This is a genomic window from Trichocoleus sp. DQ-A3, from assembly GCF_039961975.1.
Classification (GTDB): Bacteria; Cyanobacteriota; Cyanobacteriia; order Cyanobacteriales; family FACHB-T130; genus FACHB-T130.
In genome coordinates this window covers 206,306-220,958 of the sequence record NZ_JAMPKC010000001.1, presented here as the reverse complement: position 1 = coordinate 220,958, position 14,653 = coordinate 206,306, and the positions used below count along the sequence as shown (strand labels likewise).

Here is a 14,653-nt window from a genome sequence, read left to right as displayed (position 1 = left end):
GGTAGTTGCTCAATTCCCAAAAAACAGCAGCGAAAACCCACTTAAGTATAGGAGCAGAATTAAAAAACTCTCGAAGCTAATATTTCCAATTCCATGTGTTTCCCGCCGTAACAAGCCCAAAACTAGAATGACGGTCATCAGGATCGTCAACGCGATCGCAAAAATCTGAGGCTGTGCCAAAGCATGATAAATCGAACCCTGCCGATAAGCAAAGTCAGAGAACGCCACCAGCATCACATCGAAGCTATTTCCCCCGATAACGCCACTCACCGCAAGCGTCAGCGCCCCTCGTCGCACCGCCGCGATGGTTGTTACCAGTTCCGGTAGGGCAGTTGACAAAGCGGTAAAAAGCCCTCCTACCATCGTTTCAGAAAGACCGCTGTGCATAGAGATCGAGATTCCAGCTTCCGCCACAAAATAACCGGCACCGGCAAGCAGCCCCGCCAGCAAAGCGAACCTTAACCACAACACAGTCAATTTAGTACCCTCGGAATTATCTGCCTCCGGTTCGTCAACTTGCGTTTCCGCAGTCCGCCGAGGCCACCACATGGGCGTAGTTTGAGCCTCTGCCGCCAAACGCAAGCCAAAGATATAAGCGGCTGGGATAAGGAACGAGGCGGGATGAATTCCAAAAAAACTGACATCTGGCCCAGACATTGCCATCAGAGGAATTGCTAATAAAGCAACCAGAAGTGTTGCCTGCATCAGATTTGGCACGGAGGCAGCTGCGTGTGTCAGGTTGGCTTTCCCATAGGCAAGATCGGCAATGCTAAGAAATGCTGTTTGGGCAGCAATCCCTCCTAAAGCACTACTGATGGCAAGTTCGGCGTGACCTCCGGCAGCGGCGGTGACAGAGGTAACAATGCCTGCTAATGAGGTGCTACCGCCGAGGAACAAGGCACCCATCAGTGCTTCTCCAAGACCCGTTTCATCCGCTAGACGATCCGCTGTGCTTGCCATCATCGTTCCTACAACGGCAATGACCGCAGCAGCGATAAAAAAAACACTAATACTCAGGGTTAAGGAATCAAACACATCCACCTACTATGGTTCGGTTAATTTTTTCAATGCAAAATATTTGATTGCCCCAAGCAGAGTTTCTAAGGGGAAAATTTCTCCACCCTTTTGCAAAGGAGGGAAATTGGCTCATAGCAATGTTTTCCAGAGGGTTGCAGGATCTCCCAATCCGGAAAAGCAGACCGTATTGTGTTTAGGGATATCTCCTCTAGAGTTTTGGGTTTTTGGGTATCTAACCCGAACTGTATTGGTATATCCACCGCTTTTGTCTGCTATTTATTGTCAAAGTAAGCACCCTGAGAATGGCTACCTAAGCTTCATTATTCCTTGCACAGCTTGTCAGGTGCCTGTACTAGAAGTCAGATTCAGCAAAAATTTCTCGTAGAGCGATCGCTCTTTTTGTATGCTCCTATACACGGCTTCGCGCGTTTCTTAGCGCTCGCTACAACAATCAGCAAAGCGACAGCGCGGCACATCTAAAATAGCGAGTGTGATTCTACAACAGAAGAAGCCAGCATGAAACGCGATCGCATTGCACCCGAACCCGGTCAAGAGTCAGTCTGGGATTACCCTCGTCCCCCGCGTCTTGAGGAATCATCCAAGCACATCCAGATCGTCTTCAACGGCGTCACAATTGTTGATACTCAGCGGGCAAAGCGCGTACTAGAAACCAGTCACCCGCCTGTCTACTACATTCCTCCCCTAGATATCAAAATGGAATATCTGGTGCGAACTCTTCAGGAATCGTTTTGTGAATGGAAGGGAGGCGCTTTCTACTACACAGTCGTTGTCAGTGACAAACAGGCACCGAATGCCGCTTGGGGTTATCCCAATCCCACACCAAACTTCGCCAGCATCAAGAACTATCTCGCTTTCTATCCCCAGATGATGGATGTTTGTTCGGTCGATGGAGAACAAGTGCAGCCGCAACCTGGAGGTTTCTACGGCGGTTGGATCACCAGCGATATTGTTGGCCCGTTCAAAGGTGAGCCAGGAACCTGGGGCTGGTAGTATTTTCCAGGGGTGTACACCAGATGTACAAGATGTACACCCCTACTCTGCCTAGAAATCATTTAAGAAAATCCGGTCAATCCTTGGCATTGCCGTCTCTTCCACCATCGTTCTGGCGTGCGTTCCGGGTCTTCATCCTCAAAATAGGTCGGGACGCTACTCTCCGTAAGCGGGAGGTTTTGATTATTAAGAGTGGAATCCTCTGCTGACCCGTTTTTGTCGAGGTTACAGAAGAGTGGCGAATCGACAGAGGCGGCGTCAGTCTCATCCGATCGGTTCTCTATTTTTGCAGAGGTGGCATCAGGTTTATTGCTAAAACTTCTCAGATCGTAAGTAGCCGAATTGTTAGGGAATGGCATTGTTTTATAACCGCTGAATAAACTAAATTTGAAACTTTTAAACAGAAAGATGTTCTACTCTGGAGTATAGCTTATTGAAAATTAATTTCAATAAGTTTTGTGACTTAAAGTTAGAGAAAGCCGCTGCTATATCCTCAGCCGTTCTAGCGAGCAGTGTTTGCGACAGAAAGAGAAATTACAAAGAATATCTTCTTGCACGCGATCGCATAATTCAGTTATCGTGGGAAGCCCTTCTTGGTCTAGAATGCGCTTGTCGAGAAGGGTATTCTTAAATCATGGCAAATCAACAGTATCCGATTCCCGTTGTCGTCAACGGTGCGGCTGGAAAAATGGGTCGCGAAGTCGTCAAAGCCGTTGCTCAAGCAGACGATATGACTTTGCTGGGGGCAATCGATCGCTCTTTGGAATACCAGGGTCAAGACGTTGGAGAAGTGGCGGGTTGCGAACCCTTGGAAGTTCCCATTGTCAGTGACTTACAAGGGATGCTGGTGCTAGCGACCCAGGAAAAACAACAGGGCGTCATGGTGGATTTTACTCATCCTGACTCAGTTTATGAAAATGTGCGGACTGCGATCGCTTATGGCATCCGACCTGTCGTTGGCACAACCGGACTTAGCCCGCAGCAAATCCAAGAGCTGGCTGAATTTGCCGACAAAGCCAGCACGGGTGCCCTGATTATCCCTAACTTTTCCATTGGCATGGTGTTACTACAGCAGGCAGCTGTCCAGGCATCCCAATATTTTGACCACGTTGAAATTATCGAGTTACACCACAACCAAAAAGCCGACGCCCCTAGCGGTACCGCCCTTCAAACTGCCCAGATGTTAGGCGAACTGGGTAAAACCTACAATCCACCGACGGTAAAAGAAACTGAAAAACTACCCGGTGCTAGAGGTAGCCAAGCCGATGAGGGGATTCGCATCCACAGCGTTCGCTTACCCGGTCTCATCGCTCACCAAGAAGTGATGTTTGGGGCACCGGGTCAAATTTATACCCTACGCCACGATACTTCAGATAGGTCTTGCTATATGCCTGGTGTTCTTCTCGCCATCCGCAAAGTTATCCAGCTCAAATCCCTAGTCTATGGGTTAGAAAAGATACTATAAGTGGCTAATCCCTAATCGAAGGAGCGAAGGATTGCTCTTAAACAATTAGCCATCCTTCAATTAGCAATTCGCTTTTGAACAATATGTTAGTCCCATTAACGCGCAAGAAATTTGAAGACTTGATTCCCCAGATTGCCACTGGCCCGCAGTATGCGTACTGCTGGGGCAAGTTCCCAGACTTTTTAAAGCGATTGCTAATTTCTGTAGTAGCTGTGGTGGTGGTTTTACTCGTCGGCAAGTTTTTGCTGGGCGAGGATCTGAGCGCGATCACCTTTTTTCTGGGAATCATTGCGGGTCTTTACTGGTTGTGGGCACCCGTCTATTGGGCGAGTCTCCGGAATGCTTCTTACCGCCGCTACGCCTACAGTGGATTCTGGCGGGGTGAAGTCGTGGATATCTTTGTTTCTGAAGAGTTGATTGGCGAAGAGCAAACCGTCAACAATCGCGGGCAACTGGTGATTGTTGAAAACCGAGAGCGTCGGTTGAACATCGAAGTTGGGGATGAAACCGGATTTACGACCCAGATGCAAGTACCGCTTCGCCGCATCCATAAAGCAGTTAAACCCGGTCAAGTTGCTGAGATGGTCGTGCTGTCCAATCAAAAAGACTTGGGTCGGATTGCCAAGGTGACAGACATTTATATTCCCAGTCAGAATCTCTGGGTGAGTGACTATCCTTATCTGCGGCGAGACTTTTTTGAGGATGTCAGCCGTCAGTTAGGAGACAATGACGATGTTTCCTATCCTGAAGACCGTACTCCTAAGCGTAGGCGATCGCGTCGCCCTTGAATCGAGAACCGGCTAATGGCTAATGCCCGCCTCCCTGCCCTTAGCCGACACCATTCGTATCCTGCCCATAAGCTTGCCATGCTAAGTCAACTAAACCATTGACAATCGCCGCTGCTACCACCGCACTACCTTTACGTCCATCAATTCGGATGTGAGAAACTAGCGAATCATTCAGCCGTTCCTTGGCAACATCCACATCCACAAATCCCGAAGGCGTGCCAATCACCAATGCTGGTCGAATTTCTTCTGCCTCAATTAGCTCGACCAGGGAAATGAGAGCCGTCTGAGCCTGACCTACCACAAAAATTCCTTCTGGATAGCGTCTAGCGAGGGTTTCAATTCCCCAGGCAGCGCGGCTTTTGTCTTTTTGGGGCCGCGTTAGGGCTTCCATACTGCAATACACCGGATTAGCAAAAGTACTTTGGATCGTGGGGCTAATGCCGACTTGCACCATTGGCACATCTACCACGATGGTACTACGGGCTGCCAAAGCAGCTGCGCCAGCTTGGAGTGCCCGCTCAGAAAAGCGAATTAAAGACCGATATTCAAAGTCAGCGGTTGCGTAAATGACTCGACGCACAATCTCAAATTCCGCTGGTGAGAAGATGTGGTCGCCAATTTCTCGGTCAATGATTGCCAAACTTTGGGCATCCGTTACGTGCCATTCCATAGCGATTCGCTTTCAGCTTTTAGCTATCAGCTTACCAGCTAGCAGTCCGAAATGATTTTTGAAAACCAAAAGAGTGTTATTAAACGACAAAGAAATAAAGGAAGAGAAAGAAGATAGAAAGATGTTATGAAATCTTCTTGCTGTATGCAGGTATGTTAAGCAATTCGTTAAAAAATATCTGACAAATCAAATAGGATTGCGATATCAGCTTTTTCCGGGCAAGAGGTGTGAGGGGATGCCTCTTGCCTCTTGCCCTCATTCTCTGGCAAAGCCTGGAAATATTCTAGCCGCTGACGGATTTTTTCAAGTTTCCGGAGCCGAAGACTGAACGATCATTGGTGATAGGTAAGCGACTAAAGCACCGATGAAAAAACCGGCGAAGTTGCGAAACAGGGGCAACCACTCCGAGGTGCGAGTGACAACGGGGCCGAGACCAAAAGCAATGAATAGAATTCCCCACAAGGGAGAGAATATTAAAGCCCACTGCCATGCAAAAATTTGTCCCTCTTTGCGGGGTACAGCGGCAAAGCCGCAGATAATTCCGCCCACAATGGAGGTAATTAGAGTGAGAATCCACTGTTCTCTGGGCAGTCCGGGTACAACCCGGCAACCGCCCTGACGCAGACAGGTTTGAATGGTTTCTAATGATTGAATGATGGCTTGGTCTTCGCCATTTTCGCGCACGAAGTAGAGATTGCCGAAGCGCGTTTGCAACTCAATCCAGAAGGTACGGGGCATGAGTTTATAAGCGTCATCGCCTACATTAAAATTGAGAATATTACCGCCGCGTTGGTCGGCAACCAGCAACACGCTTTTATTATCCAAGCTCCAATAATCTTTTAAGGCAAGACCAGGGGTGCGGTCGTATTGAGTTAATACCCGCAGCTTCCAACCTGTTTCTGCTTCAAAACTCTCTATGTTTTTGACCAATCCCTCTTCCTGAATATTTGTCAAGGCTTTGGCTAAGTCAATGATTGGGGTAGGAGTCTCCGGCAGTAAGTCGGGATTGTTATAGGCGTGAGCAACGGGAGCGATCGCCCAAATGGACAAAGCCAGGAAAAATGCGACTAAAGATGCCACAATTCGTTGTTTAGGAAGAGGCTTCATTGGCAGTTCGGTTTCTTTAAAAGCGAATGGGTTAGGTAAACTAATATTTCTTTACACTTGTTTACCATATTTTAATACAAGGAGTCTCTAGGGGTATCTATTCAGGAGGGGAGAGGGAAAAGGACTAAGGATAAGGACTGAGGGCTGAGGGAAAAGGGGAGAGGGAAGAGAAAAAAAGGGTGATTCCATGCCAGCTTTGATGTTGCATGGAATTACCCCTGACTCTTGTGCTGCTCTGGTGCGATGTCTACTGCGATGTCTACTGCACTAACTAAGTTTTCCGAAACCGGGTGGGGTCAAGCCGCATCAAACCCATAATCAGCGCTACTCCTACAACAGCGCCTCCTAAGTGAGCAAAATGGTCTACCCCGTCTTGAATCCCAGTTTGTTGAAATTCAAAGAACACTCGCTCAATCACAAACTGGCCCAAAATCAGAACTTCCAAGACTTTGCGCCAATTCCAGCTCAACTTAATCAACACGCTGACCGCGAATAAGCCAAAGACGGCTCCCGAAGCCCCTAAAGAATAGATTGGCCCATGCTGGAAAAGCCAACTCATCAGACTAGCGCCCAGTCCGCAGATGATGTAGGAAGCGACCACCCCGAAGATCCCTTCCTCTTCCTCAACTAGGCGACCAAAGATATAAAGAAAAAATAGATTTCCCGACAAGTGCGCCCAGCTGGCATGACAAAACATCGCCGTGAAGAACTGATAAAAGGCTGGGCGGGCATGATTGAGATATAAACCTTGAAGATTGAGGCTGAGAATATGGTCAGCAATAAAGATAACTAGGTTGATCAAAATCAGGGCAAAAACACCGTTGTATTGGGTGTTTCGTCTGCGGTTTGATGAACGATCCTCTAGTAGCAAGTCAGTGGCAGAATCGGTCGGTTCTGAGTTTCCCTGATTCTTTCTCATGGCTGGTATTCTCAACGGCATCTGTATTAATAATCTTCTGAGTCTGACGACTCCCACTCCTGATAATTTTTATGAGAAGTGGAGGCATTTTCAGTGTCTTGATAAGAATCACCGTATCCACGAGGCTCAAAACCATTTCTTTGCCCTGGTGGCAAACGATCGATTGACCTACGCCCTCCCGTAGGACGCTTGAAAGTTTTCCAAGCAGCTTTCACACCGGCAAAGACGCTGCGGGTGCCAACTTGCACGTTTTGAGCCTGCTTCTTAGCACCGCTAATGCTTTGATCGACTTGTTTAACAACTTGACTGGCGCTCTTGACGCCTTCATTGACATCATCTGTCAAGTCACTAATTTCCAAACCCGTCAGGCGAATTGATTCTAGTGTGGGGGGCATTTCTCGGTTTAGCGTATCTGCTAACTTTTCTACGCTGCGAGCTGCCCGCGCTAATTCTTGTACCGCTGGCAGCAGCGATACTAAGACGGCAGCTAAGCTAACCGCCACCAGTAAAACCGACAATCCTAACCAAAATAAGGGTTCAGTCACTCTTGCGATCGCCTATCGTCTGTGGTTACAAGGGGGCGTGCATCAGCCTGGACTTCTTCATCCATGATTTGTTTGAGTGCTTCTTGTTCGCGTGCAGAGGCTTCAATTCCAGCAGCGATCGCCTGTTTTAATCTCAAAAGCGTTTCATCCCAGTTTCGCAGTGCTGATTCTGAGAGGCGGTCAGCTTGCAGTTGCACGCTGGTCGATAGGTCTTCGGCTAATTCTGGTAGGGCATCGGCAGATTTTTTTAACAGCCGCCGCGTGTCTCGACCTGTACGAGGGGCAACCAATAATCCGGTAATGGTTCCAAGAGCGCTGCCTAGCAGCAGACCACCAATAAATGATCCAGCACGGTTATTTGACATTTTCTAGTCTCTATGTCTTAATTCCAATTTTAGGCAGTTTTCCTTCATCCGTCGTTGGTACAGGCAGCAATACGAGTACCTTTGGAAAAAGAAAATCGCCCTTATCTTAACAGCAGTGGTTTGGGTAGTTTCAACTTCTGCGCCAGAAGCGCTGCGTTATTCCTATCGACTTTGGCTTATTCCGCAGCCACAGTTTTTGTCCCAAACCGAACAATGCCAAAATTTTTTGCACCCGTTGTAGTTGAGGATCGAGTTGCTGATATCGCTCTGTGAGCCGATTAACCCCAAGCTGACCTTTAGAAAGAGTTTTGGGGGCACCCCGTAACACTTTATAAGTATTCCGTTCGGCCGCGAGTACAATCTTTGTAATTTTTGCCAGACGCGATCGCAGTTTTCGGATTTTCCAGGCAACATACAACAGCATCAGCGAGAGCAGCACATTGAAAACCACAACAATTGTCACCATCTCTGATCCTGAAAGCACCCAGCCTCTCTAGTCTGACTCATCTACTGCTTTTTGAGCGTTCATTTCCTGCTTCATCGACCCCCAGCTACCTTGCTAGTCAGTAGTGTTTAGGGTTGGATAATTTTCTGAGTTGAGGAGACTTGAAAGATCGTGAATTTATTAACCTCCCACTCTTTACGTAGGGGCGTATTTGCGCCATGCCCCTATGGAATCTGATAATACATACAAAAAGGATGGGCAAAATACCCATCCTCAGAAACCTTGTCTTACTGACTGATTGAGAAAGCTATTAACACACTACTCGCTCTGGGTCGGGAGAGCCGCAGTGGTTACAGGTAGGTTAATCGTTTGCCCATTCCGAAGCACCTCCATCTGTAAACTACTGCCCACTTGGCTCCTTTCTACTTGCTGTTGTACTGTGTCTGTGTCTGTGACCAATTGACCGTTGATTTTTTGGATAACATCTCCCGTGCGTAACCCTGCATTGGCAGCAGGGGAGTTTCGCATGACTCTGACGACAAGAATGCCTCGATCCGCATTGATATTCACGCGACTGTTGGAATCTTCATTGATTTGCTGTTTGACTTCAGGCGTGAGTTTCACCATCTGGATGCCCAGATAAGGATGTTGCACGTTGCCAGTCGTCGCCAGCTGATTGCCAATGCGTTGAGCGGTATTGATAGGAATCGCAAAGCCTAATCCTTGGGCACCCCGGATAATCGCTGTATTCATCCCAACCACTTCACCTTTGGCGTTCAGCAGTGGCCCGCCTGAGTTACCCGGATTAATCGCGGCATCTGTTTGGATAAAGTTTACCCGCTTATCGGGAACGCCGACTTGAGAGCTAGAGCGTCCGGTGGCACTGATAATCCCTGTTGTGACGGTATTATCTAGACCCAAGGGGTTACCGATAGCGATCGCCCATTCCCCAGGTCTCAGCCGATCTGAATCACCCAAACGCACCGTCGGCAGATTATCCGCCTGAATTTTAACGATGGCGACATCTGTTACCGGATCTGTACCCATCACCTTACCTGTAAAGGTGCGCCCATCCTTGAGAATGACGTTTACTGTGTCGGCACCAGCGACTACATGGGCATTGGTGAGAATTTGACCATCCGTATTGATAATAAAGCCCGATCCCGTACCCCGTTCCACTCGCTCTTGTGGGCCAGTCGGCAACTCAGCGCCAAAGAACCTGCGGAAGAGGGGGTCATTGAAAGCGTCAGGGAGTTGTTGTGTCACCGTGCGGGAAGAATTAATCCGCACCACTGCTGGTCCCACCTTGTCCACAACTTCTGTAACAAAGTTAGTGTCTGTGCTAAGTGGTAGTTGTGCCTGAGCAACCGCAACTCCTGGGGTTAGAGACACTTTAGAAGTAGACTCCTTGGAGGACAGCAGGGTATTTGACCCCAGATAGCCGCCTGAGAAGGTGACACCAGCTCCCAGCAGCACCAGCGATACATAGGTGGCTGCCTTTTGCCAGGGTTTAGGTGCCGAAGCGTCAAATCCTTTCTGGTTGGGTTGCCTGGAATTATAATCGCTATCTTGCTGTTTGCTTTTCATTGTTGACACCTGCGACAAGGAAGTTAAAATTCTGTACGCTTGGCTCTGGCGAAGACAGCTCTGTTATCCGCTGGTTTACCAAGTGCGTCCGCGTGAAAACGCTATGTAAATTTGCCTGTATAGATGCTTTGTTTAACATCTCTACATCTCTTAATTTAGACATCTCATGTGACGTGCTTGTGACGTTGATGTTGCACTCTAATGAAAATTCTTGGGGCTGGAGAGGAGATATCTACTTTTTGGAATACCTCTCAAAGGAGCAGCTTTGCCCCACTCGCCCGCATACGATCAAACGTAAGCGAGTGCCTAATTGTTCGGGTGTTCCAGAAGCGGCTGACTCATTCACCAAAATCACGGGTAATTCATGTGAAAAATATTACTAAGCGCCCACCGGGTTTAGTGGCAATCGTTATTTACAAAATCTTCAGTGCTTTACTGCTTGCGGTGATTGCGATCGCTTTAGGATTAACAGTCAAAGAACATCAGCTTTTGGTTGATTTTTCAGAATCTTGGGCTTTAGAAGGTAAATTAGACATTATTAAATGGACTTTGGACAAAATTTTGAATTTTAACCCTAAAACTTTGCAGTTTACCAGCATAGCTGTTGGACTCTACGCGATTTTAACTGCGATTGAGGGAATCGGTCTGTGGTATCAAAAAGGTTGGGCAAAAATATTAGTTTTGGTACTGGTAGGGATTAGTATTCCACCTGAAATTTTTGAGCTATTCCGCAGAATATCGCTACTAAAGTTAGCAGTTTTTTCGGTAAATTTAGCTGTGTTTTGGTATTTGTTGCGTCATTCACTCTCTACCCGCGATGATGGGCAATCGCAGTAAAAATTGAAACCCGGTTTGAGCAGACAGCGATCGCTAACTTTAAAATCCCAGATTGGATATTTTTGATTAAAAGTTACTTGACTTAATTTAGCTGACCCCTGTTCTGACAGCTTTAGGAAGCGTTTACATGGTAGCCAGCCTTTTTAGACCCTACTCAGAAATTGGACTGTTATGATGGACTGGCAATCCAGCAGTTTATATTGGCTATTTTCTGACTCTATGAACCGTTTAAAAGCTGAAGTTGTCCCTAAACCAAAAATCCAAACGTACCTAATCCGATTGATGTATGACTTATATACCCAGTATTACGATGGCAGCAGTTGGGAAATTTTTCAACAGGATTTGAGTAACAAAGATTATGTAATCCTGCTGTGGAATGAAGAGGAAAAACTTCAAGGTTTTTCCACACTGGCGATTCTTTCGTTTGAATTTGAAGGAAAGCCGAAACGTGCTATTTTCTCCGGCGATACGATTATCCATCATCAATATTGGGGAGAACAAACCCTGCCATTGGCGTGGTGTCGTCTGGCTGGGAAAATTAAAGGCGAAGCAATGGAGCAACCTTTATATTGGTTTCTAATTGTTAAGGGATACCGGACGTATCGCTACTTGTCAGTATTTGCCCAACGTTTTTATCCGACTTGGCGATATCCAACGCCAGCAAATTATCAGGCGTTGATGGATTACCTGGCTCAGACAAAATTTGGAGATGACTACGATCCTGCGAGTGGGTTAATTCGCTTTCCCTCGTCGCTAGGGCATTTGCGAGGAAGCTGGGCAGAGATTAAAGAAGGATTTCAGCATAAACCAGATGTGCGCTACTTTTTAGAACGGAATCCAGAATATTACAAAGGACATGAATTGGTGTGCTTGATGGAGTTGAGCGAGGAGAATATGCGATCGCACGCTCAACGCGGCTTCCTAGAAGGCTTGAGGGATGCGCGCAGTGAGGGATGAAGGGATAGAGCGCGATCGCTAGTTGAACCGACGCGCCAAGACGATCTCTGCATCAGTTATGAGTTGGGGCAAAATCACAACGAATTGACTGATTTTACCTTTGAGAAAAAGTGGGAAATTCGCTAAAAATTGAAGCTGAATTTGACATAAGTATACATTCAAAAAACTAAGTCAAGATTAAACGAATTAATAGAATAAAAACTGGATTTTTTAAATTAGCTATACAAACTGAATTGCATTGTGGGCTGTTGCAAATATAATTAATGTAAGTCTCAGAGGATGTTTGAAAAGGTGTGAGGTGTAAGCTTTTATGCCAAGCGGCGCACCATAATGCGAATCATGGCCAGGTAGATTAACGTCTCTGATGTTTGTGGCAATAACTCATAGTCTCTAACCAATCGCCGATAGCCCATCAGCCAGCCAAAAGTCCGTTCCACGACCCAACGCTTTTTGAGCAAGACGAAGCCTTTAGTCTGCTCTGGTCTGAGCACGACTTGCTTGGGTCCAACGGCATACGTCCATCACCCAAGTCATGAAGGGATTGCCATCATGCACCACCATCAACCCAAATCGTGTGTAGCCGTGACACTGCTTTGTCCATGCGTTTGACACTCTTGAGGACTTGGAAAGCCGCCTTCGCGTTCACCTACACTGGCAGTGGTCACGAAAACACGCAACACCAAGCCCAAGGTATCGACCGTCAAGAACCGCTTGCGACCCTTGATCAATTTTCCAGCATCAAACCCAACCTGCTCACTGACCATCGCAGCAGTTTTGACGCTTTGACTGTCGATGACGGCTTCTGATGGACTGGGATGTCGCTGCTGCTCCAAGCGCACCCACTGGCGCAAATGGTCATGTATCCTCACCCAGGTTCCGTTGATGCGCCAGTTGCGGAAGTAGGTATAGACAGTCTGCCATTTGGGAAAGTCACCCGGCAGAGCACGCCAGCAACACCCCTCACACAGAAGGTAGAAGATCGCGTTGAGGATTTCCCACATCTCGACTTCACGTGGACGACCACCGGGTTTTGGTTCTGGAAGCAGGTCATTGAGCAATTCAAATTGCTCTAACGTTAGATTGCTAGGATAAGCTTTACTCATGTAGCTCTCTCGGTGCTGTGGAATCTCTATTCGCAGCGTACACTGAATGAGCTTTTTTACTAATCTTCCCACTTCTCAAACATCCTCTCAACTATTTACCAAAGGAGCATTGCTTTTGATTATTCTTTTTTCTTCCACCCTTTTTGTTAGTGCTTTCCTCCTTTTGTGAGTACAATTGATGGTTGCCAAGATGATTCTGCCTTTATTAGGCGGATCTCCATCAGTATGGAACACTTGCCTATTTTTTTTCAAGCGATTTTATTACTAGTTTATGGCTATTCCCACATCACAACAAGTTGGTTCAGGGTTCGCAAACAAGCTATCCTTCACACTATTTTTCTGCTATTACCAATAGCATTTTTACCCATTACTCCTGCTAAGAACTGGATTCCTCCTCATGATGCCAATCCTATCCCTTGGCTGTTATTTTTGCTGATTTTCTGTGTCGGATTTCCCTTTTTTGTGGTTGCTACCAGTGCGCCTTTAGTGCAAAAGTGGTTTGCTCAGACAGGACACCCAGCGAGTTCCGATCCTTATTTCCTCTATACTGCGAGTAACCTAGGCAGTATGTTAGGTAGTTCTCAGCTACCCCATCTTAATTGAACCAAATTTTTCGCTGACACACCAAAGTTGGCTATGGACAATCGGTTACGGATTATTAGCTCACGGGGTGACAACCCCGTCAAAATATGCGTAAAATCAAGGACATAGCCCTCAGACCTCTCTGAAAAAATGGCAGCTTGTTACGTCTTATTACCATTAATTCATGAACAATATCCTGGCAAAATTCCATTCCCATTACCCAAGATTGACCGTATAATCCAATCCAAAAACTACTGTGTCGGCGCTGTGAGCGCTTCAATTCGGTAAGCCGACCAATATATTTTTGTATTCCCATGCGTTTGATTTTTTGACCTTGGAATACAGCACAAGTGTAAGCCAGAGCAATCAAGAGAATTAAGTTTTTTAAACGGTGATTATTAGCGTGGCTCTTCTCTAAATTATAACCACCTGTCTTACAATCTTTGAACATAGCTTCAATCCCACTGCGGCATTTGAAAGCAGCAATCGCTTGCGGTGAACTCCCTAAATTAGTTAAGAGATACCAACCCTCATCTTCACCCTTACCCCGATATTTACGTCGCCAATAACCTGCAACATTAAACTGACCAAACCCTTTTTGTTTCGTCACTTTAACGTCAGGGAGGAAAAAGCTAGTTCCGGCTAATAATCCTAATCCTGATAGGCGGGTATATTCTTTATCTTCTTGCTGGATATAACGCTCTTGTTTTACCCTAACAACAAACTTCACTTGTTGTTCACACAGCCAGCTACCCAGCTTAACGCTACCAAATTCGCGGTCGCCTAAGATGATAATTTCGTAATCTTTGAATAACTCTAAAACAGGTTGGATTAGAGACTTCTGCTCTTCAAGGTTACTACTCCCCTTTTTGTCCAACAGTTGCCAGTATAATGGGATAGCTCGCTTGTCCCAAATCAGACTAATTACAAAAACATTTTTGTCTCGCCACTGTGTGCGGTCAATCNAATTTTCTCTTTAAAATTTCTTGAACTAGTGGAAACCATAGAGTATCAATTTCTAAGCAAGATAATTTTAAAATTCTTTGTAAACTGCGCCTTCGGCTTTCAAACTGAATAGGATAAGGCATTAACGAAGCCAGCAATTCAATGCTGACTTGTTTTTGAGATTGCCAGAGGTATATCAAAATTTTTAGAGTCAAGTATTCGGTGTTTTTTAGTTGCTGTTGCAGATGAATTTGATAAAATTGAGGAAGCATTTTTAACAGATGGGGCTTTTTAACAAGAGTGACCCCAT

At 46.4% G+C, this 14,653-nt stretch carries 15 protein-coding genes and 2 pseudogenes; 6 read left to right on the top strand and 11 right to left on the bottom strand.

Going from position 1 to position 14,653, the window contains the following annotated elements:
* Positions 1–9: 9 nt before the first annotated feature.
* A complete protein-coding gene (locus NDI44_RS00905) occupies positions 10–1,035 on the bottom strand; it encodes a sodium:calcium antiporter (protein WP_190413023.1) in 1,026 nt (341 codons plus the stop codon).
* Positions 1,036–1,533: 498 nt separating this feature from the next.
* Here NDI44_RS00905 and NDI44_RS00900 point away from each other — a divergent pair, with 498 nt between their 5' ends.
* Positions 1,534–2,028 (top strand): DUF427 domain-containing protein, encoded by a 495-nt coding sequence (locus NDI44_RS00900; protein ID WP_190413022.1) that lies wholly within the window; start codon positions 1,534–1,536, stop codon positions 2,026–2,028.
* Positions 2,029–2,090: 62 nt separating this feature from the next.
* On the opposite strand, the gene NDI44_RS00895 is transcribed toward NDI44_RS00900, so the two are convergent.
* Positions 2,091–2,387, bottom strand: a complete 297-nt coding sequence (locus NDI44_RS00895) for a hypothetical protein (protein ID WP_190413021.1) — start codon at positions 2,385–2,387, stop codon at positions 2,091–2,093.
* A gap of 275 nt (positions 2,388–2,662) precedes the next feature.
* On the opposite strand from NDI44_RS00895, the gene dapB reads away from it, so the two are divergent.
* Together dapB and NDI44_RS00885 are read left to right on the top strand one after the other, a co-directional pair.
* Positions 2,663–3,493, top strand: coding sequence for a 4-hydroxy-tetrahydrodipicolinate reductase (gene dapB / locus NDI44_RS00890; protein ID WP_190413020.1), 831 nt, complete (start codon positions 2,663–2,665; stop codon positions 3,491–3,493).
* A gap of 83 nt (positions 3,494–3,576) precedes the next feature.
* Positions 3,577–4,281, top strand: a complete 705-nt coding sequence (locus NDI44_RS00885) for a phosphate ABC transporter permease (protein WP_190413019.1) — start codon at positions 3,577–3,579, stop codon at positions 4,279–4,281.
* Between the two features lie 40 nt (positions 4,282–4,321).
* Here NDI44_RS00885 and NDI44_RS00880 read toward each other — a convergent pair whose 3' ends face one another.
* The 7 genes from NDI44_RS00880 to NDI44_RS00850 all read right to left on the bottom strand — a co-directional run bounded on the left by NDI44_RS00880 (position 4,322) and on the right by NDI44_RS00850 (position 9,919).
* On the bottom strand, positions 4,322–4,951 hold the full coding sequence (locus NDI44_RS00880) for a precorrin-8X methylmutase (protein ID WP_190413018.1): 630 nt from the start codon (positions 4,949–4,951) through the stop codon (positions 4,322–4,324).
* Positions 4,952–5,254: 303 nt separating this feature from the next.
* Positions 5,255–6,058, bottom strand: coding sequence for a TPM domain-containing protein (locus NDI44_RS00875; protein WP_190413017.1), 804 nt, complete (start codon positions 6,056–6,058; stop codon positions 5,255–5,257).
* 271 nt (positions 6,059–6,329) lie between these two features.
* The gene (locus NDI44_RS00870; protein WP_190413016.1) at positions 6,330–6,977 is read right to left on the bottom strand and encodes a rhomboid family intramembrane serine protease; all 648 of its coding nucleotides are present in this window, start codon (positions 6,975–6,977) and stop codon (positions 6,330–6,332) included.
* A gap of 26 nt (positions 6,978–7,003) precedes the next feature.
* Positions 7,004–7,522 carry a DUF948 domain-containing protein gene (locus NDI44_RS00865; protein WP_190413015.1) on the bottom strand — a complete coding sequence of 173 codons (519 nt, stop codon included), beginning with the start codon at positions 7,520–7,522 and terminating at the stop codon, positions 7,004–7,006.
* A complete protein-coding gene (locus NDI44_RS00860) occupies positions 7,519–7,887 on the bottom strand; it encodes a YtxH domain-containing protein (RefSeq protein ID WP_190413014.1) in 369 nt (122 codons plus the stop codon). The genes NDI44_RS00865 and NDI44_RS00860 overlap by 4 nt, the downstream gene beginning before the upstream one ends.
* Before the next feature lie 130 nt (positions 7,888–8,017).
* Entirely contained in the window at positions 8,018–8,353 is a 336-nt protein-coding gene (locus tag NDI44_RS00855) for a hypothetical protein (protein WP_190413013.1), read from the bottom strand.
* A 297-nt stretch (positions 8,354–8,650) separates the two neighbouring features.
* Positions 8,651–9,919, bottom strand: coding sequence for an HhoA/HhoB/HtrA family serine endopeptidase (locus NDI44_RS00850; protein ID WP_190413012.1), 1,269 nt, complete (start codon positions 9,917–9,919; stop codon positions 8,651–8,653).
* Positions 9,920–10,285: 366 nt separating this feature from the next.
* Between NDI44_RS00850 and NDI44_RS00845 the strand changes: the two genes are divergently transcribed.
* Both NDI44_RS00845 and NDI44_RS00840 read left to right on the top strand, forming a co-directional pair.
* Positions 10,286–10,756, top strand: coding sequence for a DUF2127 domain-containing protein (locus NDI44_RS00845; protein WP_339380690.1), 471 nt, complete (start codon positions 10,286–10,288; stop codon positions 10,754–10,756).
* Between the two features lie 171 nt (positions 10,757–10,927).
* Positions 10,928–11,713 carry a hypothetical protein gene (locus NDI44_RS00840; protein WP_190413010.1) on the top strand — a complete coding sequence of 262 codons (786 nt, stop codon included), beginning with the start codon at positions 10,928–10,930 and terminating at the stop codon, positions 11,711–11,713.
* Positions 11,714–12,021: 308 nt separating this feature from the next.
* Here the strand turns inward: NDI44_RS00840 and NDI44_RS00835 are convergent.
* A pseudogene (locus tag NDI44_RS00835) lies at positions 12,022–12,816 on the bottom strand (IS5 family transposase).
* 225 nt (positions 12,817–13,041) lie between these two features.
* Here NDI44_RS00835 and NDI44_RS00830 point away from each other — a divergent pair.
* Complete coding sequence (locus tag NDI44_RS00830) at positions 13,042–13,419, top strand: hypothetical protein (protein ID WP_348235252.1); 378 nt, start codon at positions 13,042–13,044, stop codon at positions 13,417–13,419.
* 79 nt (positions 13,420–13,498) lie between these two features.
* Here NDI44_RS00830 and NDI44_RS00825 read toward each other — a convergent pair.
* Positions 13,499–14,615: pseudogene (locus tag NDI44_RS00825) on the bottom strand (IS4 family transposase).
* Positions 14,616–14,653 lie beyond the last annotated feature (38 nt).